This is a genomic window from Pseudobacter ginsenosidimutans (assembly GCF_007970185.1).
Taxonomy (GTDB): domain Bacteria; phylum Bacteroidota; class Bacteroidia; order Chitinophagales; family Chitinophagaceae; genus Pseudobacter; species Pseudobacter ginsenosidimutans.
Map to the genome: position 1 here is coordinate 380,971 of NZ_CP042431.1, position 20,767 is coordinate 401,737.

Genomic DNA, 20,767 nt, shown 5'->3' on the forward strand with positions numbered 1-20,767 from the left:
AACAGAAATTTGGTGACGCGCCGATACCTCCAGCAGGTTGCCGGCATGCAAATCGAGACATTTTGCATAATTTTGCAATGTTTGGGTGATGAATAAGCAGTCCAGAAGACTATATATGAGTTGCCCAACCGCCGGCCAGAGATGTGACAGCATTTCTGGCTTTTTGTTGAACTACTGTTCTAACAACATTATTTCAAGGGATGGTATAATGATTACTTGTTGTCCTTTGCGGACACGATCAGTTGCTTTCCTTCCAGTCTGAACCGGAGGCCCATTTCCTGCAGCACTTCCAGCACATCGGCGAGATTTACGTTCCTGTACATTTTTCCTTTGAAGGTGAAAGCTGGCAATCTGCCTTCATAAGCCACCGTGATGCCATACCAGTATTCGAGCTGGCGCATCACTGCAGGCAGATCTGATCCTTCGAAATTGAAAAGACCATTCGTCCATGCCAGCACCTGGTCCATATTGGGATCATCAACCAGTGATACAGTTGAGCTATTGGTTACAACAGTTGCCTGCTGGCCTGGTTTCAGCATTAGCCCCTGCCCTCCTGCATTCACCATAACTGATCCTTCTACAAGCGTTGTACGGATATAAGGTTCTTCTTTGTATGCATTGATATTAAAAGCAGTGCCCAGCACCGTTATAGCCGTATTATTCACAGTCACCACAAAAGGCTGAAGCTGATCCTTTGTTACATCGAGAAAAATCTCTCCTGATACAGTCACAGCGCGTGTTCTACCTGTAAAAGCCGCGGGGAATGTGATGGAGCTGCCTGCATTGAGCCTTGCCTTTGTACCATCTGGCAGCGTAACCTGGTATTGTCCACCCGCCGGTGTACTGATGGTATTCATCATTATCTCCTTATTCTTTCCTGCTTCATATACCAGTTCACCATTTCCATTCTTCAGGATCTGTGTATTCCCCTGGCTGGCCAGCATTCCATCACCAGCGCTATCGAGCAGGATGATGCTTCCATCGGCCAGTGTCAATACAGCTTTATTACCGCCGGGTGCAAATTCACTGGCAGCCAGTGGTACAGAATTGTTGTTTTGCAGTTTTGCTGTACTTGTTCCTTCCTTTTTATTTCCCTGGCGCCACAAAAAAGTGGCGGCGCCTGCAAGAACTATCACCGCTGCGGCCCAGCCTGTTCTGCGAAGCCATTTCAATCTTCTCACCCTGCCACTATCCTTCTGCATTGCTGACGACAAATGCAACTGGCTTTCCAAGCGCTGATAACTTTTGCTTTTCAGTTCTTCGTCCTCTTCCCCAATCAACGACCTCTGGTTGATATATTCTTCAATAAGCATCTCCAGTTCTCCCTCATAGCCTTTATCCTCCAGCATTTTGCGGAAACCGACCTTCTCTTCCGGAGAAAGGGATTCGGACAGATACCTATCTAAAAGCTCACGAAGCGATTGTTGCATATTGCAGTGATTGACGGGAAAAATGAACCTCCCGGATTGAAGACGCAAAATATTCCGGGTACACCCGAAAAAAAATAAAGTATTTTTAAAAGGCTACATAGAGACGATGAAGTACCCTACCCCGGCCAGCAGGAGTTCATTTTTATAGAGCTGTTTCCTGATCAGCGCCAGAATAATAGTGATAGTATTGGACACTGTTTTCTTAGACAGATTCAGCCGGGCGGCAATGTCATCATGACTAAGTCCTTCTTCCCGGCTCATCCTGAAGATCTGTTGCTGTCGGTCTGGAAGTTTTGAAATGGTTTTCGAAACGAGGCTGATGGCTTCCTTCACCTCCGGAGCAATCGAGTGCAATTCAACCGGATTGGCCGTATTGATGAAGGCCTGAAGGTCTTTTTCCTGTTTTTTATTTTTTCTCAGAGCAGATATCAGTTGGTTCCTGACCATTATCCTGAAAAAGGCGTTGAAATTTTCTACATGACCGAGTGCATCCCGCTTCATCCACAATCTGATAAATACTTCCTGCACCATATCTTCTGCTACCTGGGGGATTTGGTGAATGCGATTGCCAGGGAGTATACCTCGTTCCAGTACAGATCGTGCAGCTCCCTGAATGCAGCTTCATCTCCGGCAGCTATCAGGGAAAGCAAAGTTCTTTCTTTATGGTGGGTACAGGAAGCAATTGGCTTTGGGTTCTGCGGTAAAACTAGAAAAACTTTGGGAACTAAACGCTGAATAGGTTTTGCCGCTAAAAAAAGAAAGGCCAGCCCTGCGGCCAGCCTCTTCGTTTCCATAGCAATACCTTTCAATTATTTTACAAACAGTTCATTGAGCTTCTGTTCTATTTTTCCATTTCCATTTTTATCGAATCCGATCTCTTTCATCAATATCTTTCCTTCCGGACTGATCAGGTATATGGTAGGAACACCTGTTACGGCAAACTCACTGATGTAGATCTTTTTGGTGTCCAGCAGCTGCGGCCATGGCAGTTGTTGCGTGTCCAGCTCTTTCAGCCAGGCATTTTTATCTTCATCGATCGATATGCCGAGGATCTCGAATTGATCGCTTCGATATTTCTTATATACTTCTTTCATGTGAGGAAATGATGCTTTGCAGGGACCGCACCAGCTGCTCCAGAAATCGATCAACACATATTTCCCGCGAAAACTGCTGAACGCGATCGGTTCATCCTTCGGCGTATTCAATGTAAACTCGCCTACCTGATTTCCTATAACGGCTTTCCTCATTCCTTCCAAGCGAATGGCCACAGATGCTCCGGCAGCAGAATTCTTTTGGTCAGGACCCAGTTTGTTATACAATCTTTCCAGTTCATCCGATGCAATTACCGGCTGATAACGGGCAAGTATAAAGGTGCCGATATATGACCCGGCATTGGCATCCACAAAACGGCTGATATAGGGCATTAAGCACTCACGCGTCATTTCAAGATATGCCAGATTCCAGGCTGTATCAAGCTTTCCTCCACCTCCCTGCTTACGCGCGTCCATCACGGCTTTTATGGAATCCCTGAGTTTTACCCTTCCATATTCAAAATTTTGAAAAGCCATAGCAGAACGGCTTCCACTGATCTTTCCTGCATTAAGCCCCTTCGTTACATCGTCCAGTTTTATGTGAACAGTTCCAGGACCATCCACCACTACAGGGAAGGAAGGAGGACCCTTTCTCAGTTTTGAATCGTATTCGGAATAAATATAGGGAACTGCATCCTTTACCCAGGGGAAACTGATCTCAAAACGGCCATTCCTGATCTCAACAGAATCCTGTTCCATATTATCACCAAATACATACACTTTCTTACAATCTTTCAAATCTCCCTTTATGGTTCCTTTGATAATAACTTTCGGTTGTGCTATTACGGTAGTAACAGACCCTGTCAGTAAAAAGATCGATAATAGTTTTCGCTTATTCATAGGGTATCAATTAAAATGGACGGGTATCGAGCGGAATACCCCAATTCGGATTGAACTTCAGTACAACATTGCTGATGGGCAGAATGAAATCTTTTGAATCGATCGTACCTGTGTAACTCTGGCCTCCAATCGTATGTGTGATCTGTGTTTTTGACCAGGGTTTACCAGCATCCAGCGTAAAACGTTTGAGATCGAGGAATCTTTTGTAACCGCCCATGGGCAATTCACGTCTTCTTTCTTCCAGCACCCATTTGATCACTTCATCCTGCGTGCCGGCGGTCAAAGGCGGAGTACCGGTCTTGAACCTGTATTGACGAAGGGTATTGAGATCAGCAATAGCCAGGCCGGTCTCATTCATTCTTGCATAAGCCTCTGCCCTCATCAGCAGCACTTCAGGCCAGGAGAATCCTTCTGTCATTTTCGTTTTGCGGAAGCGATAATTGCTGATACGCATGCCATCATCGTACCCGCCGCCCAGTGGCGTTTTGTAGCCTGCTGAATTCAGGTAGAATAAATTGAATCGGAGATCTGTTGCCTGATCATACAATGCAATCAATTCGGCAGAAGGATAGGAAAGCGATCCGCCGATTCCAGCATCCTTGTCGGTTCCCCGGAAGAACAGGATCTCCCTGCTGTTCACAGCGTTTGTATAGGTATCCTGCGGCGATAGTAAAAGTGTAGTTGTTCTCTTTGAGGGAGTTGAATCAGCCAACTTGTATTTATTGTAATCATAGATAACATTCGAGGCATTACCCACAGATGCCAATGCCAGATTTGTATAATGCAACACGCTATCGTACTTGCGGGTGAAAAGATGGTAATAGGCCAGCATAGCTTCACCCGTGGCCTTATTGGCGCGTGAAGGCCAGCCCGCTCTTGCAGGAAGATAAGGCAACGCTTCATGCAGTTCCTTCAATACTTTGTCAAACACTTCCTGAGTGGTTGACAGATTGGGAAGTTGCTGATTGATATCTGTTCCCAAAAGGTAAGTGATCGTTTTAGCAGAATTGTCGGCGCCAGGTTTGTAAACCGGTCCATAGATCATACTGGCATTGAAATAACACCAGGCTCTTGCTACCAGCGCCTGCGCAATGGATCTTTTACCCGCCAATTCCTCTTCCTGTGTTTTCTGGCCAATGCCACGAATGCCTTCAATCAGGTTATTGAAATAAGATACCTGTGGATAGATGCCCAATACGCCTGAGCTCCAGAATTGATCATGGTTGTTGGGGTCTTTATATGGCTGACGGAAAATGTAGCCATAATACCGCTCAACATTGGGATGGCTGTTGAGAATAAAGCCCACTTTGCCCTGTCCTTCGGTAATCTCGATATTGTCACCAAGGGAAGTGAGCATCGAACCCTTATTATGGTCCAGGAAATTGGATTCAGCAGTATTCGTATTATCGAGCAGTTTATCAAATTCAGCTATCGTTGAGGGAATCAACCTCCCTTTAGGTTTTACATCCAGATACTTTTTGCAGGAACCCAGCATGAATGCTGCAGCGATGAATATATAATATTTTCGATTGAACATAATAGTTAGATTAGAGGTTTACAGAAAGTCCGATGTACAGTTCGGGTCTGAGAGGAAGCTGCCTGTTGACAGAGAATCCGGCACCCTGCGCGATCGTTTCAGGGTCCACTCCCACTTTATTGGCCGTTACCGTTAAGAGATTGCGACCCTGGAAATAGATCCTGGCATTGTTAAGTCCGGAATTGCCCCATAATTTGTTATCGAGCCTGTAGGAAACTGTCACATCCCTCAGTTTCAGGAAGTCGGCTTTTTCAATCATCACATCAGAGTAAGGGAAGTACCAGGCGTCTGTACTGAATGCCGCCAGTTTGGGAAAAATTGTATGCGCTTCATCTCCGGGTTTTCTCCAGCGATTGGCTACATCTTTATGCTCGATATTGTCGCCATTGAAACCATCCCTGCGGAATACAGCTCCCAGTTGAGAGATCATCATGAAAGAGACGTCGAATCGATCCAGGGTGAATGTATTGGTAAGGCTGAGAATGAACTTAGGCCGGGCCGTACCGGAATTCTTCATATCATTTACTGCCAGATCGTTTCCATACACCTTTTTATTCTCTGAAGAAAAATACTGAGGCGTACCGGTATTATCGAGCCCCGCAAAACGATGAGTGAATATTGCGTCCAGCGGATAGCCTGTTTTCAGCACTGCTCCTGCATTGCTGCCCAGTACTGAAGCCGATGTACTGAAGGTGAGGAAATTTGGATTGAGATAATCATAATTGAACTGCAGCACTTTGCTCTTGTTGTAGCTTCCGTTGAAGAGTACATTCCATCCAAAGTTCCTGTTCCTGATGATGTCTGATTCCAGTGACAACTCAATACCTGTATTCCTGGCAGATCCTGCATTCCTGGTAACGGTGAACCTTCCGAATGTTGGATCGATGAAGTCAGGGGCCAGCAGGTCTTTGCTGAGTTTATTGTAGAAGTCGAGCGTAAGATTGAGCTTACCGCCGAACAGGCCCAGGTCTGCACCGATATTGGTAATGATGGTACGCTCCCATCTCAGGTTATTATCGGGCAGTGAAGCAATGGTATAGTTGATAGCTCCGATAACAGGTGAGAATACATTGCCTGCCGATACCAGCAGAAAAGGTCCCTGCGTAAAGGAAATATTTCCGTTGATGCCATAAGACCCACGGATATTCAGTTTATCGATCCCGGGAATATTGAAGAATTTCTCCTGGCCCAGTTTATAAGTACCGCCTACAGACCAGTTGGGTTTGTACCTGTATTTGGGATTGGTGCCGAACAGGTTGCCCTGATCCATACGCACACTACCACTCAGGATGAAACGGTTATCGTATTCATAGGAACCATTGGAGTATACAGAAACAAACCTGTTATCACGTAATGAATAGCTTCCATTGATCACGGGCATCATACCATCCGGGAAGAGGAAATCAGGATAATAGGCCATGCTGCTGTAATCTCCATAATTGAAAGGCGAAAAAGTTCCGGCCTGTTCATTGTACCCCACTCTTGTTGGAGAAGTGTTGTTATCGATCAGGTCTTTGTTGATCTCACCTCCTGCAATAACCGAAATTCTGTGTATCCCGTTGAAGGTCTTTCCATAATTGGCCTGAGCCCTCAGGGTGTAAGCTTCGTTCTGGGCGCGGGACTCATACACCATGGCGCCATCAGGCACATAGTGCTTTCCGGGAGTGGATACGGAAGAAGAGGCATTATAAAGTGAGCGTACATAGAAGGAATTGGCATCACGCAGGCTGCGGGTAAGACCGCTTCCTCTTGTCCAGGAGCCGCCTACTTCTGCCGTCAGTCCATCGATGATGTTCACAGAAACACTCGCGCCAAGTCTTGCCAGGAAGTTCTGGTTCTTCGTCATATTCAATCCGAGATCGTTAAGCGGATTGTACTCCATCGATTTGAGGCCGCCGTAGTTGGTATAAGTTTCGATCAGGTCTGGTCTTACTGTTGGAATATTTTGCGCGTTCCCATGCTGGTCAACGATATTGTAGTAGGGCTTCATGATGTCCCAGTTGGAAAAACTCAGCATATCGCTTCCTTCCATGGGCGTGGAGCTGTTATTGAAATTGATATTGGAGAACATTTTTACAGTCACTCCATTCAGTGGTTTCCAGTCGTTCTTCAGATCGAGGATCATCCTGTTATCGCTGTTGTTCACCATATTGTTCTGATTGGTGATATAGCGAACCGCCGCATTGGTAGCGAACTTCTCTCCGCTGGCAGAGATAGAAAAATTGTGTTGCTGGGTGAACCTGCTTCTGAACAAATGACGTTCCAGCTGGTTGAGAGTATTGTTACTTCTCAGCTGATCAAGCTCTGCATTCACTTCCTCTTCTGTAAGCAGGCCCTGGTCCTTCATTACCATCAGCTGCGTTACACGGCCATAGGTTGCATAAGATTCATAGTCCCAGGCTACATTGGCGGCGTCACTGTTATAATAATCCACTTCCGCGTCTACATAATCTTTGGCGCTTGCTTTATTGAGGTAAGACAATTGTGGACGAAGTTGTACACCTGTACTTCCCTTATAGCTCAACTGGAGTTTTCCTTTTTTCGCATTTTTGGTAGTGATCACGATCACGCCGTTGGAAGACCGGGCGCCATAGATCGAGGCGGCCACGGCATCTTTCAATACGGTAATGCTTTCTATATTGTCGATGTTCACAGTTTCAAGTCCTGCAGTAGTGGGAAAACCATCGATTACCAGCAAGGGATCTCCATTGGCAAGAAAGGTGGACCTTCCGCGCACTTCTACCCTTCCATCTTTTGTAACACTTACACCGGCAGCCTGTCCTTCCAGTGCAGTGAGTAAACTTGGCTGCAGTTTATTTTCGAGACGTTTTGTTTGAACAGAAGAATAGGAACCCGTCATCCTTTCCCTGGAAATGGTCTGGTAGCCTGTATTTACCGTAACGGCTACTTCTTCCAGTTTGGTTGTGATTGGGGTAAGCATAACTGTGAGAGGTTCTGTTCCTTTTACCATTGCGGCAGTAATGGTAATAAGCTGTGGTGCGTATCCAACAAATGAGAAAACGAGAATATCCCCTTCATTGGCGGGAATGGAAAAGCTGCCATTAGTAGTGGTGACAACTCCTTTGGAAGTACCTTTCACCAGGATATTCACGCCTCCCATCGGCGTACCATCTGTGTCCGTCACCTTGCCGGTGATGGGAGCAATTGATTGAATGATGCGCAATTCAGGTACAACGGGAAGCTGGGGCTTGCGGCTCAGGATAATGGTCTTACCCTGGATCACGTAATTAAGTCCCTGGTCTTTCAGGATCAGGTCAAGCGCATCTTTCAAGGGGCTGTTATTGACGGAAACAGAAACTTTGCCGGCTCCTGCAAGCAGTTCCTTATTGCTGAACAGCACATATCCTGTTTGTTTCTCGATCACAGAAAAAGCCTGTTTCAGTGTCAGGTTTTTTCCTGAGATGGTTACGGTCTGGGCATTGCCAGAGGCGTGGGCCGACATCATCGCTGCAAAAAGAAAGATCGATAGCAGTCTCATCACTCTTGAAATTTGTGCAGGCAACCTGCATCCGGCCAGGGCACGGAGATACAGGCAACCATTCGCAGTTTTTTGCATAACTTGTGAACTGTTTTGGTTGTTAATAAAAGTGGTTGCGAAACCTTTTAGGATCAACTGAAATTTCAGCCGGCAACGGGGCCAACCGTTACCGGCCTTTTTATGTACATAGGAACCAAGGCGGATAAGTTATTTATTGTATCAGGGAGTAACGATAAGTGTTCTTCCTTCGAGGCGGAAATGCACGTTTGATTTTTTCAGTGCAATCAGTAATCCGTTCAGGGGAATATCACGGGTCATTTTTCCAACGAATTCAATGTCAGGAATACCGGATTCATACTTCACATCGATATCATACCAACGTTTGAGCTGGCGCATCACTTCGTCGATCCTGGCATCTTCAAAATCGAATACGCCGTTCTTCCAGGCCATCACCTTTCCGGCATCTGCTTTTCGAACGATCAGCTCACGGCTTGCACCGGCCTGGGTTTGCAATGATGCCTGTTCTCCCGGTTGCAGTACCACTTTCTCTCCACTGCGCGTACTGGTAACCGCTACCTTTCCTTCCAGCAAAGTGGTATTCAATACGGGTTCATCGGTATAGGCATTCACATTGAAATGAGTGCCCAGCACTTCCACTTCAAACCTGTTATCAGCATTCACCACCAGCGGCAGCTTCTTTCCGTTACGCATTACAGTGGCTGCTTCAAAATATACTTCTCCTGTGATCTCCACCCTGCGGACATCTTTTGTGAACCTGGTGGGGAATCTGATTGAACTGGCAGCATTCAGCCAGGCCACTGATCCATCCGGCAGCATGATGCGAAACTGTCTTCCCTTCGGTGTGTTCAGTGTATTGTATGTTTCTTCTCCGGCAGCTTCTCCTGCCAATTTGTATTCGAGTTGTCCGTTCGAGAGCATCAGGTCTGCTCCATTCTGGTGAGACAGGATTCCATTGCCCATCGAATCCAGAATCATTTTCGATCCATCTGCCAGTGTGAGTACAGCTCCCTCCTGTCCTGCCGGGATTTCTATTGCTGGTTTCGGTTGTTCCGCTACTATTTGCGTTGTTTTTTGGTTGCTGTTGAAGAACCAGACTCCTGCAACCAGCACAACTACTGCCGCAGCCGCTGCCCACCAGAACCTGAACACCCTTGCAGGCTCAGGCTGAACGCGGCTTTGCAGCTCCCTGCGCATTGCATGGTAAGATTCCTCAAACTCTGCCTGCATTGCGTACCCCTGCTGTTGCTGCTCCTTCATGATAGCATCAAGCTGCTCCTGGTATTCAGGGAGCATCAGCAGTTTGCCCAGTTGTTTTCGACCCTCTTCATTTAAAGAGCCATCCAGCCAGGCGGTAATGATCTGTTTAAAGTCCACAGGATTCATATTTACATCAGTTGAGCATGCGCTATTGAAAGGACGCATGAAAAATGAAGGATAAGGGGTGTTGCCGAAAAAAAATTATTTTCTTCCCAGCCAGCAATCTGAGATGAGGAGTAAGGCGCTGAAGAGGCCCGGATAAGCGGCCAGTTTCGATTTCAAAAAGGATAATGCCTCGGTGATATGTTCGTTCACCGTGGATTTGGAGATCTGTAATTGTTCGGCAATTTCCTGGTGAGTGAGGCCTTCCTGCCTGCTCAGCTGGAAAACCTGCCGTCGGCGGGGAGGTAATTGATCGATGGCCTGCTGCAACAGTTCGCGTGATTGTTTGAAATCGAGCTGACTTACCGGTGTATCTCCCGGCATGGCAGCCAGTTCCGGAACAATGCCGGAAATACCATTATCTGACTCCTTCAATAATTTACGGAGACCGGAGATAGTGCGATTGCGTGTAACAACATGCAACCAGGGCTCAAAATCCTCTACAGTGGCCAATTTGGTGCGATTGAGCCAGATACCGAAGAAAATATCCTGGGTGAGATCCTCTGCCTGTGATCTGTCTTTAATGTAATTACGCACATGGGCAAATACCTGCAGCCAGTATTGATCGAACAACTGCGTAAACGCTTTTGTATCGTCTTCAGCAATACGGATCAACAGTTCCCTGGGGTTATATGCCATGTTAGTAGACAACTGCTGCAAACTAAAATAAAAAATGCATTGCGAAAGCAATTTGAATATATGAATGGCACCGGAGCAAAAAAATCAGGGCCGGCAAAATGCCGGCCCCGGTTATATTTTTAGCGTCTGCGGCTATTTCTGATCTGTTCCGCCCTGGGGAGCTTCGGGCGACTGCGGCGTTTCAGGAGCTTGTGCAACTTCGGCTACTGCCGGCACAGCCTCTGCTTCCTGAATATATTCTTCGGTTTGCTCTTCTTTCTTTTTGCGGAACCTGCTGAACAACCAGCCGCCGATGGCGATGATGCCCAGCACGATGAATTTGCCGAACTTGGCAATCACAGCCCAGAGGCCCACTTTGGTCAGGATCTTACCGGCAACCAGGCCGCCGATGGTCCAGGCAGCCACTTCATCCACATCAGGATTGAAATCGCTGTAAGTATTGCCACTGGTAAAATTGGCGATATGGATCACTTTCGGAATATCGGCTTTTACCAAATTGAGCTCATCCATGGTTGCCACTGCATTCAACACCAGAACACCTTTTCTTCCGAGGATACGAACACCATAATTCAATGTATGATCAGTGCTTGTTCCGAATTGCAGTTCTTTTGCCCAGTGAAGGATCTTGTTCTCTTTATCATAGAAAGGTTTGGAAGCCCAGCCGATCATGTGAATGGCTTCATAGCCTGCCTTTTTGCGTTCTTCATTCTCTGCTTTCTCTCCCTCGCGCAGATCTTTCAGGAGATCGTCATAATTGATCTTGTCTGCATCTTCATCTTTTACATAACCGATGGATTCATAGCTCACCACAAATGCGTAGCTGCCTTCAGTCATGGGACCACCGTTCTCCGGGAAGATCATTCCCAGGGTTTCCTTACTGGGAGGGTTACCCCAGAATTCAGTCAGTACTTTCTGGGATTGTGCCGCATCGAGGAATTTGAAACCGGCAGGAACTTTCAGTTCTATAGTGCCATCAGGCAGCTTAATGGTTCCGGTGCTGTATTTCATACTGGCATTGATAGAGTCGTACACTTGCTTCATCAATGCTTTTTCCATTGCCAGTGAATCTTCTTCATTTGCCCAAACGGCAATGGAAAAGAAGACGGCGATAAGGGATAAAATAGCCTTTTTCATATTAGTTTTTTCGGGTTTCGGTAAAAGAACAACCTTTTCCCGGTATTCAAAAATCCCGCTGCCTTATATTTTTCCACTTTTCAATAAACAGGAATGGCGCCCCATACTGAGACGCCATCCATTCATAACAAATCCATTTCTATCGTTCCACTTCCTGTTTCAATAACAATAATTGTGCTTTCAATTCTTCATAATTTTTATCTATCTGAACACTATGCTTCGGTAAATGCATCACTCCGCGAACCGCATCCGGCAGCGGAATATTGCTATGTATAACCGGTTCAACCACATCATAGAACTTAACAGGATGCGCTGTTTCCAGGAAAAATCCCTTATTACCGGGATGTTCCTGCAGGTATTGCTGCAAAGCCTTATATCCAACAGCCCCGTGCGGATCAGGAAGATAGCCGTAAGAGCTGTACACTTCCCTGATGGTCTTTTTCGTTTCCACATCACTCACGCTGTAGCTGGTGAGTACATTCTTCAATGGGCCCAGTTCCTGGTTGAAAAGTTCAAGCACACGAACGAAATTGCTGGGATCGCCCACGTCCATCGCATTGGAAATAGTTGCTACGGCAGGTTTCGGCTGGTATTCGCCCGTCTTGAGAAACTCAGGCACCACCGCATTGGCATTACAGGCTGCAATGAAATGTTGTACCGGCATGCCTGAAACATGCGCCAGCAGCCCCGCACAGATATTCCCGAAATTGCCGCTGGGTACAGAGATCACGGGAGGATTGCTTTTGTCCACCCATTGCTGCCAGGCAAAAAGATAATAGAACTGCTGTGGCAGCCAGCGCGCCACATTGATGGAATTGGCGGAAGTGAGGAACAATTGTTCTGTCAGCGATGTATCGGCAAATGCCTGCTTCACCAGTTTCTGGCAATCATCAAAACTGCCATTCACTTCCAATGCACGAATATTCTTACCCAATGTGGTGAGCTGTTTTTCCTGCACGGAACTTACTTTACCGGAGGGATAGAGGATCACCACTTCCACACCAGGCACATCATAGAACCCATGCGCCACTGCGCCACCGGTATCACCGGAAGTAGCTACCAGCACCACCACTTTTTCTGAAATGCTTTTGGAAAAATAACCAAGGCAGCGGCTCATGAACCTGGCGCCCACATCCTTGAAGGCCAGTGTGGGGCCATGGAACAATTCCAGCGTGCTGATATTTTCGTTTATACGTACCAGTGGTATGTCGAAGTTGACGGTCTCGCTCACGATCCTCCGGAGATCTGCTTCGCGAATGGCATCTCCAACGTATGGACTGATCACATTGAACGCAATCTCCTCTTTGCTGAAAGCTTCAATATTATCGATGAAGGATTTTTCAAACACCGGAATGCTTTCAGGGAAGTACAAGCCTTTATCGGGCGCTTGTCCCCTGATAGCTGCTTCTTTGAAGCCAACTGCCGGTGATTGCCTGTTGAGACTATAGTATTGCATGATGATTGATTAAGGTTGATGAACCGTTACAGGCGATACACGCACGCCTTCGTAACTGATACTGGTTACATAAGTTTTGAAATCGATGCCCAGTTTGGTATATACATCCTGCATCAGCTGCTCTACTGCATTGGCAGTGGATTCTTTCTCACTGAGCATGAAGATGGATGGACCGGATCCGGAAATACCACCGCCCAGTGCGCCTGCTTCGCGGCTCTGTGATTTCACGTCGTCGAAACCGGGAATGAGGATGCTGCGTACGGGCTCGATGATCACATCTTCCAGTGAACGACCAATGAGTGCATAATCCTGTTTGAGCAGTCCGGCAACCAGTCCTGCAATATTGCCCCATTGTTTGATGGCGCTCTTCAGTTGCACTTCCTTGCGCAGGATCTGCCTGGCATCTGCTGTGCGCACTTCTATCTGCGGATGCACAACAGTTACAAAGAGCGGAGGCCCGCTGAGCTGCACAATGTCCAATGGGAAAATGGAACGGATCAGGGTGATGCCTCCATAAATTGCCGGCGCGATATTGTCTGCATGCTTCACACCGCTGGCTACTTTTTCTCCGTTCATTGCGAATCGTACCAGGTCTTCATTGGAGAAAGGTTTGCCCAGTAATTCATTGGCCGCAACTACTGCACCGGCAGAGCTGGCTGCGCTGGAGCCCAGTCCGCTTCCGGGTTTGATTCGTTTATCCGTTACCAGGTGAAAGCCCGGAGGATGATCCAGCTCTTCCAGCATAGCCAGCAAAGCTGCGCCGGCCACATTCTTTTCCGGCTCTGTGGGCAACTGGTAAATATCTGTATGTTCGATGGTGATGCCGGGCTCTTCCTTCAGGGTAAGGGTCATTACATCATCCGGACGATGCAGCGCCATACCCAACACGTCGAATCCGCAAACGAGATTGGCCACAGTGGCGGGAGCATGTACCTGAACTGATTTACTCATGGGTTGTTTGTTTTAGATGTGTTAATGAGCTGCGCGAAGGATATCTGCAAATACACCTGAAGCAGTTACTTCAGCGCCGGCCCCTGCACCCTTGATCACCATCGGTTGATCAGGATAACGATTGGTGTAGAACAACACCACATTGTCTTTTCCATAGAGATGATACAGGTTATGCTCCGGCCCGATATGTTGCAATCCTACAGCTGCCCTGCCATTATCATAGCTCGCCACAAATTTTAGTTTCTTCCCTTCTTTGGCAGCTTTAGCGTACAGCGCCTTGAAATGCGCTTCCTGATTAGCCATCTCTTTATAGAAATCAGCCACGCTTCCTTCCATACAACTGGCAGGCATAAACGATTCATTGGAAATATCTTCCATTTCCAGTTGCTCACCGGACTCGCGCGCCAGGATCATGATCTTGCGCATCACATCGGTACCACTGAGATCCAGGCGTGGATCGGGCTCGGTATAACCTTCGTCCTGCGCCTGTTTCACTACTTCGGCAAATGGCTTCTCTCCATTGTAATTATTGAAAACGAAATTGAGGGTTCCGCTGAGCACCGCTTCGATCCTGTTCACCACATCACCGGTACGCTTAAGATCATTCAAAGTTCCGATCACCGGCAATCCTGCTCCCACATTGGTTTCGAAGAGGAAACTTGCATTGAACTCGCGGGCCAGGTCCTTCAGTTTGCGATAGTACTCAAATGAAGAGGAACAGGCCACTTTATTGCAGGCCACAACAGAAATACTTTTCGACAACAGCTGATCATAGACTGTTGCCACTTCACCATTGGCGGTAACATCCACAAATACGGAGTTGCGGAGGTTGCGGGCGCGGGCCTGATCAACAAATTGCTGAAGGCTCATGGGCTCTCCGGCTTCGAGCGCTTCTTTCCAGTTGGCCAGATCGATGCCTTCCTCTTTGAAAAGCATTTTACGGCTATTGGCCATTCCTATAACCCTCAACTGTAAGCGAAGGTTTTCCTGCAGGTATTTTTGCTGCTGTTGTAACTGTGCAATCAGTTTTCCTCCTACATTGCCGGTACCGGCCAGGAAGAGGTTCACCTGCTTGTAAGTGGTTTCGAAGAATTCCTCATGCAATACGTTGATGGCTTTGCGCACATCCGACGCTGCCACCACGGAAGTGATATTCCTTTCAGAAGATCCCTGTGCGATGGCGCGCACGTTCACACCGTTGCGGCCCATCGCTCCAAACATCTTACCACTTACACCGGGATGGCTCTTCATATTATCGCCCACCAGCGCCACTACTGCGAGGTCTTTTTCCACTACCAGCGGGTCCACTTTTCCTGATTGTATCTCAAAACGGAAAGTATCGTCGATTACCTGTTTTGCTTTTTCAGCCAGTGCATCTTCGATGCCCACACAGATGCTGTGCTCTGAAGAGCTTTGTGTGATGAGGATCACATTGATCTGTTCACTGGCCAGTGCTTCGAAAAGTCTTTTCGAAAAACCGGGAATGCCCACCATGCCGCCACCTTCGAGACTTAGCAGCGTGATCTTGTTGATGCTGGCGATACCACGGATATGATTACCATTGAGCATCACTTCCCTTTCAATCAAAGTTCCATAGGCGTCCGGATCGAAAGTATTCTTCACCCAAACCGGGATATTCTTTTTCATTACAGGCTGAATGGTAGGCGGGTAGATCACTTTGGCGCCGAAATGCGAAAGCTCCATGGCCTCCTGGTAAGAGATATGCGGTAATGCCTTTGCATGCGGCACCAGGCGCGGATCTGCGGTCATCATGCCACTCACGTCGGTCCATATTTCCAACAGGCCTGCATCCAGTGCAGCAGCGAAAATAGCGGCAGTGTAATCCGAACCGCCACGACCGAGCGTAGTGGTTTGACGTTCAGCATTGGAAGCAATGAAACCGGGAACAACAAAAAGCTGATCATTAACAGAAGCAAAGTATTGTTGTATTGCATGATCAGTTACATCGCGCACTACTGCTGCATTGCTGTAATTGGAATCGGTAAGGATCAACTCACGTGAATCTTTCCACACAGCACCGTGCTCGTTCATACGTGCAGCAATGAGATGTGAGCTCATGAGCTCGCCGAATGCTGCAATGCGGTCTTTGGTCCTTGCACTTAATTCACCGAGCAGGAAAACGCCGTTGCAAATATCTTCGATCTCATTGCATCGCTGTTTCATCCAGCTGAGCACACTGCTCTGTTTTGCAACGGGGATCAACGCTTTCACGGCTTCGAGATGACGCTGTTCTATAACCTGTAAAACATTCTTGTATTGTTCATCGCCTGCGGCAGCCAGGGCGCCGCTCTGCAACAGCAGGTCTGTAACGCCTCCCAGTGCAGAAACCACTACCACCGTTCTGTCTTTTTTCAGCGCCTCTTGAACTATACCCACTACTTTATTGATGTTGACGGCATTGGCTACTGAACTGCCACCAAATTTCAGGACCTGCATATATTGATTGTTGAAATGATTGAATGATAAATGAATAAAGAATAACCTTTTCGGTATCGATGTGTAGCTAAAAAAGCCCAGAAGGTAATATGGAATATGACAACCCTTAGCGGGTTGTTGTAATCGTAATAATAGTGGACGTAGCCGTGGAAGCTACGGAGGCAGAAGAGATGATATGGTTGATAATTGCCACTATTATTCTACTAGATAGGTCAAATATACAAAGGGCCTTTCATAACATCTGTTAGTTTCAAAAAATAATTTTCAGAGAAGGGCCGAATAAATTTTATGGCGTAATTTCAGCACCCATCAATTCTAAAATGCTTTAAAACATGGATCATCAGTCGTCGAGAGGGTTGCAGCAATTCAAGAACTATGTAGGAATCAAGTTCCAGTTATACAACAGCTTATTCACTTCACTGCCCTTTCACCGCATCGAAAAGACCGGTATTCTTCTTTCTCTCTTACTCAATAACTGTGAAGAAGGTTTCAAGCGAAAGCTGAGCCCTGTTCAGATCATCGACGAATTCTTCGAGAAACATACATCATACATAAAGGAACAGGAGAAGATCGATCTTCTCTTCCGATTCATTCAATATGTAGAACGCCAGGTAGTGTTGTTCGATGCATTGGAAGATGCGGCTTTCCGCGATGTGAACGATATGAACGGCATCGGTACACTCAAGCATCTCGAATCAGAAGTGTTGCAGGAAAATGCGCAGGAACAACTGGTGGAGAAACTGAAAGACTTCTCTATCCGCCTCGTGCTTACCGCTCACCCCACACAGTTCTATCCCGGCACCGTACTTGGTATCATCAATGATCTCTCCCGCGCATTGCAGGAAAACAATGCAGCACAGATCAATACATACTTACAACAGTTGGGCAAAACACCTTTCTTTAAAAAGAATAAGCCCACGCCGTATGATGAAGCCATCAGCCTGGTTTGGTATCTGGAAAATGTTTTCTACCAGGCAGCTGGCCGCATCATCAATTTCATGAAGCAGCAGTTCCCGGATGCAGTGCCTGGCCATAACCCCGTGATCACAATGGGCTTCTGGCCCGGTGGCGACCGCGACGGCAACCCGAATGTAAAAGTGGACACCACCCTTAAAGTAGCAGACGTGCTCCGCGGCAGCATCATCAAATGCTATTACCTCGATGTGCGCAAACTCAAACGCAGGCTCACTTTCAAAGGGGTTGACACTATCCTCAACGAACTGGAAAGACAACTCTATAACAATATCTTCATTCCCGGTCAGCGCACCGCACTCATCAAACAGGGCTTACTGGATGAGTTGTTCAAGATCCGCGATATCCTCGTGTATCAACACAATGGCCTGTTTCAGCATTTGGTTGACAGCCTGATCAACAAGATCCAGGTATTCGGTCTGCACTTCGCCTCACTTGATATCAGGCAGGACAGCTCCGTGCACAACACAGTACTGGAAGCCATTGCAGAAAAAGGCGACGGACTTCCGGAGAATTATGCATCCCTCAGCAATGATGAAAAAATGGAAGTACTAACGCATCTGAATACACGAAGCACCCCTTCCAACTATGAAGAAGGTGTTGTGAAAGACACACTCGATACCATTGCTGCTGTAAGAACTATTCAGGAATATAATGGACAGGAAGGTTGCAACCGCTACATCATCAGCCAGTGCAACAGCGTGCTGAATGTGTTGGAAGTGTTTGCACTTTTCAATCTATGCGGATGGGAAAAAGATAACCTGAGCATCGATATCGTTCCACTTTTTGAAACCATCGATGATCTGCAAAAAGCAGGAGATATCATGGTGGCCCTGTACAAGAACCCGGTATACAAAGCGCACCTGGATAAACGCAAGAGCCGTCAGACCATCATGCTTGGTTTCTCTGATGGCACTAAAGATGGCGGCTACCTGATGGCCAACTGGAGCATCTTCAAAGCAAAAGAAGAGCTTACGCGGCTCTCCAAAGAATATGAGATCGATGTGGTGTTCTTCGATGGCCGCGGCGGCCCCCCCGCACGCGGTGGTGGCAAAACGCATAAGTTCTATGCGAGTATGGGAAGGAATATCTCCAACCAGGAGATCCAGCTCACTATCCAGGGACAGACAGTCAGCTCCAATTTCGGCACCATCGATTCTGCGCAGTTCAATATCGAGCAATTGCTGAATGCAGGGATCTCCAATGATCTCTTCTCCACCAAAGAAAGAACGCTGGATGCTGCAGAAGAAGAACTGCTGAAAGAACTGGCAAGGGAAAGCCTTGATTCTTACAAGGAACTGAAAGACCATCCTGATTTCCTGGAATACCTGAGCCATGTGAGCCCGCTGAAATTCTACAGCGAGACCAATATCGGTAGTCGTCCTGCCAAGCGCGGCAGCGGCGGCAAACTTAGTCTGAAGGATCTTCGCGCCATTCCATTCGTTGGCGCCTGGAGCCAGCTGAAACAGAACGTAACTGGTTATTACGGCGTAGGCACTGCCTTGCAGGTGCTGGACAAAAAGGGGAAGACGTCAGAGTTACGTCAACTCTATCAGAATTCTCTTTTCTTTAAAACGCTTATAGATAACTGTGAGATGGCGATGAAAAAATGTTTCTTCCCGCTCACTGAATTCCTTTCACAGGATCCGCGCTACGGGGAGATCTGGAATAAGATCTACAATGAGTACGAGCTCACGCAACGTTTCATCTTCCAGTTGACCGGCAAGAAGGAGCTGATGGCAGATTATCCTGTTGAACAACTGAGTATCATGATGCGCGAGCGCATTGTATTACCACTGACCACCATTCAGCAATATGCGCTTTGCAGGATCCGTCAGATGGAAGAGGAATTAGCACCTGCACAACACCGTGAGATCCTGGAGAAACTGGTGATCAGAAGTGCATTCGGTATTATCAATGCGGGTCGGAATTCAGCGTAACAGACCTTAAAAAGGCACCACGTTTGCAGTTCCCCGATACCGGACTGATAAATTATTCCCTCGGGATACAAGCATATAAAAGAAAAGGCACCGGAGACCCGGCACCTTTCATTCTTAACAAAACAACACAAGAGATTTTAAGCAGTAAGTAGTGGTTGTTTTGTTAGTGAGCTGTAGTTGTAGTTACTATTACGTATCGTTAATCCATGTTTAGAATTTGTAGATCGCTGCGATCAGGAAACTGGCAGTTGATTTTGTTGGCGCCAGGTCTTTGTCAACAAAGAGGTCTTTATTCGCATTGTCGAACCTGATCTCGGGAATGAATGTGAATCCTTCCACTTTGAAATTGGCTGATAGTGTGGTTGCAATGATGGAGCCTCCTTCAGGAGAAGCAGCATACACTTTCATTTGGTCTTTATCATCGAAATATTCACCGCGCAATGTGAGACCAAACCAGGGTTTGGGATCCAGGTTCAGGTAAACAGCGGAGCCCCACCAGTTTTTGGCATCGATATTCTTTGTGCCATCCCAAAGTTTTGTACTGTTGTACGTTGCGTTGAAGCCTACATTGAATTTATCGCTCACTTTGGCCGTGGCTACAAAATCCACCTGGTTCACTTTGGCAGTATCCGGTCCTTTTCCGCCAACATAGTTGAGGAAGAACTTGATATCTTCTGTTGCAGCCAGGCTATATTGTGCAAGAACGAACTTCTTGTTGATCTGCTCATCCGGAGGAATACGATAGTCTGTTGCATTGGCAACACCGAGCATGAAACCATGTTTTCCTTTGGTGATTTCAGCTTTGAGGCCGGTATGTCCGAATGGTCCATTCGTGAACATATAGCTCATGCTGTAGTTGCGATTGAGATATGGGTCCAGCACTTCGTAGCCCACATGCGTGCCCCAGGTGCCGGCGCTGAACTTCAGCCAGTCTGTGGGCGCATATGTGATATAAAGCTGTTTTACAGCAGCCAGCAAAGTGCCTTTATCGTTGTAGGCGAATTCTTCGGCGCGTGGTCCAAAACCCAGATCAGCCACCACTCCTACTTTACCGGCAGTATGTTCCAGTTTGATGGATGCCATACCCAATGCAAAGCTGTTATGTGTGCCGGTGAAGGAAGTGAGGTTGTTATAACCCACAGCCTTTGTGGGTTTAGCGAAATTGTACCTGTAATAAACATCAGCATATCCTGAAATTACAGTTGCCGGCTTTGGTTCTTCCGGGGCGGAAGCAGCCTGCGTTGCGGGTGTGGTTGTGGGAGCTGAAGCTTCCTGTGCAATCGCAGGGATAAAACAAGCCATAGCAAGGCCTGTTGCAAAAAATTTTTGTAACATTGCGATAGATTTTAAGTGTTAAAGGAAAAGGGTACGGCGGTCAGCG

Annotated in this window: 14 protein-coding genes; 1 reads left to right on the plus strand and 13 read right to left on the minus strand. The window is 47.1% G+C overall.

The window, feature by feature from the left end:
* Positions 1-212: 212 nt before the first annotated feature.
* The 12 genes from FSB84_RS01500 to thrA form a co-directional block, all read right to left on the minus strand.
* Entirely contained in the window at positions 213-1,430 is a 1,218-nt protein-coding gene (locus FSB84_RS01500; RefSeq protein ID WP_130543332.1) for a FecR family protein, read from the minus strand.
* A 93-nt stretch (positions 1,431-1,523) separates the two neighbouring features.
* Positions 1,524-1,961 carry a sigma-70 family RNA polymerase sigma factor gene (locus FSB84_RS01505; RefSeq protein ID WP_147122009.1) on the minus strand — a complete coding sequence of 146 codons (438 nt, stop codon included), beginning with the start codon at positions 1,959-1,961 and terminating at the stop codon, positions 1,524-1,526.
* An 8-nt stretch (positions 1,962-1,969) separates the two neighbouring features.
* Positions 1,970-2,224: an RNA polymerase sigma factor gene (locus FSB84_RS01510; RefSeq protein ID WP_147122011.1), complete on the minus strand. Its 255-nt coding sequence runs from the start codon at positions 2,222-2,224 to the stop codon at positions 1,970-1,972.
* Positions 2,225-2,239: 15 nt separating this feature from the next.
* Positions 2,240-3,361 (minus strand): TlpA disulfide reductase family protein, encoded by a 1,122-nt coding sequence (locus FSB84_RS01515; RefSeq protein ID WP_130543330.1) that lies wholly within the window; start codon positions 3,359-3,361, stop codon positions 2,240-2,242.
* Positions 3,362-3,371: 10 nt separating this feature from the next.
* On the minus strand, positions 3,372-4,898 hold the full coding sequence (locus FSB84_RS01520; protein WP_130543329.1) for a RagB/SusD family nutrient uptake outer membrane protein: 1,527 nt from the start codon (positions 4,896-4,898) through the stop codon (positions 3,372-3,374).
* Between the two features lie 10 nt (positions 4,899-4,908).
* Positions 4,909-8,475 carry a SusC/RagA family TonB-linked outer membrane protein gene (locus FSB84_RS01525; RefSeq protein WP_130543328.1) on the minus strand — a complete coding sequence of 1,189 codons (3,567 nt, stop codon included), beginning with the start codon at positions 8,473-8,475 and terminating at the stop codon, positions 4,909-4,911.
* A gap of 141 nt (positions 8,476-8,616) precedes the next feature.
* Positions 8,617-9,801, minus strand: coding sequence for a FecR family protein (locus tag FSB84_RS01530; RefSeq protein ID WP_158643745.1), 1,185 nt, complete (start codon positions 9,799-9,801; stop codon positions 8,617-8,619).
* 75 nt (positions 9,802-9,876) lie between these two features.
* Entirely contained in the window at positions 9,877-10,476 is a 600-nt protein-coding gene (locus tag FSB84_RS01535; RefSeq protein WP_130543326.1) for an RNA polymerase sigma-70 factor, read from the minus strand.
* A 132-nt stretch (positions 10,477-10,608) separates the two neighbouring features.
* Complete coding sequence (locus tag FSB84_RS01540) at positions 10,609-11,610, minus strand: DUF2167 domain-containing protein (protein ID WP_130543325.1); 1,002 nt, start codon at positions 11,608-11,610, stop codon at positions 10,609-10,611.
* 139 nt (positions 11,611-11,749) lie between these two features.
* Positions 11,750-13,066, minus strand: a complete 1,317-nt coding sequence (gene thrC / locus FSB84_RS01545) for a threonine synthase (protein WP_130543324.1) — start codon at positions 13,064-13,066, stop codon at positions 11,750-11,752.
* Between the two features lie 9 nt (positions 13,067-13,075).
* Complete coding sequence (locus FSB84_RS01550) at positions 13,076-14,017, minus strand: homoserine kinase (RefSeq protein WP_130543323.1); 942 nt, start codon at positions 14,015-14,017, stop codon at positions 13,076-13,078.
* Positions 14,018-14,038: 21 nt separating this feature from the next.
* Positions 14,039-16,474, minus strand: a complete 2,436-nt coding sequence (thrA, locus tag FSB84_RS01555) for a bifunctional aspartate kinase/homoserine dehydrogenase I (protein WP_130543322.1) — start codon at positions 16,472-16,474, stop codon at positions 14,039-14,041.
* 332 nt (positions 16,475-16,806) lie between these two features.
* On the opposite strand from thrA, the gene FSB84_RS01560 reads away from it, so the two are divergent.
* Positions 16,807-19,386, plus strand: coding sequence for a phosphoenolpyruvate carboxylase (locus FSB84_RS01560; protein ID WP_130543321.1), 2,580 nt, complete (start codon positions 16,807-16,809; stop codon positions 19,384-19,386).
* A 210-nt stretch (positions 19,387-19,596) separates the two neighbouring features.
* On the opposite strand, the gene FSB84_RS01565 is transcribed toward FSB84_RS01560, so the two are convergent.
* Positions 19,597-20,721: an outer membrane beta-barrel protein gene (locus FSB84_RS01565; protein WP_130543320.1), complete on the minus strand. Its 1,125-nt coding sequence runs from the start codon at positions 20,719-20,721 to the stop codon at positions 19,597-19,599.
* Between the last annotated feature and the right edge of the window lie 46 nt (positions 20,722-20,767).

Coding starts and splice junctions, on each gene's coding strand:
- FSB84_RS01500 (WP_130543332.1), bottom strand. CDS start 1,430: ATGCAACAATCGCTTCGTGAGCTTTTAGATAGGTATCTGTCCGAATCC.
- FSB84_RS01505 (WP_147122009.1), bottom strand. CDS start 1,961: ATGGTGCAGGAAGTATTTATCAGATTGTGGATGAAGCGGGATGCACTC.
- FSB84_RS01510 (WP_147122011.1), bottom strand. CDS start 2,224: ATGGAAACGAAGAGGCTGGCCGCAGGGCTGGCCTTTCTTTTTTTAGCG.
- FSB84_RS01515 (WP_130543330.1), bottom strand. CDS start 3,361: ATGAATAAGCGAAAACTATTATCGATCTTTTTACTGACAGGGTCTGTT.
- FSB84_RS01520 (WP_130543329.1), bottom strand. CDS start 4,898: ATGTTCAATCGAAAATATTATATATTCATCGCTGCAGCATTCATGCTG.
- FSB84_RS01525 (WP_130543328.1), bottom strand. CDS start 8,475: ATGCAAAAAACTGCGAATGGTTGCCTGTATCTCCGTGCCCTGGCCGGA.
- FSB84_RS01530 (WP_158643745.1), bottom strand. CDS start 9,801: ATGAATCCTGTGGACTTTAAACAGATCATTACCGCCTGGCTGGATGGC.
- FSB84_RS01535 (WP_130543326.1), bottom strand. CDS start 10,476: ATGGCATATAACCCCAGGGAACTGTTGATCCGTATTGCTGAAGACGAT.
- FSB84_RS01540 (WP_130543325.1), bottom strand. CDS start 11,610: ATGAAAAAGGCTATTTTATCCCTTATCGCCGTCTTCTTTTCCATTGCC.
- thrC (WP_130543324.1), bottom strand. CDS start 13,066: ATGCAATACTATAGTCTCAACAGGCAATCACCGGCAGTTGGCTTCAAA.
- FSB84_RS01550 (WP_130543323.1), bottom strand. CDS start 14,017: ATGAGTAAATCAGTTCAGGTACATGCTCCCGCCACTGTGGCCAATCTC.
- thrA (WP_130543322.1), bottom strand. CDS start 16,474: ATGCAGGTCCTGAAATTTGGTGGCAGTTCAGTAGCCAATGCCGTCAAC.
- FSB84_RS01560 (WP_130543321.1), top strand. CDS start 16,807: ATGGATCATCAGTCGTCGAGAGGGTTGCAGCAATTCAAGAACTATGTA.
- FSB84_RS01565 (WP_130543320.1), bottom strand. CDS start 20,721: ATGTTACAAAAATTTTTTGCAACAGGCCTTGCTATGGCTTGTTTTATC.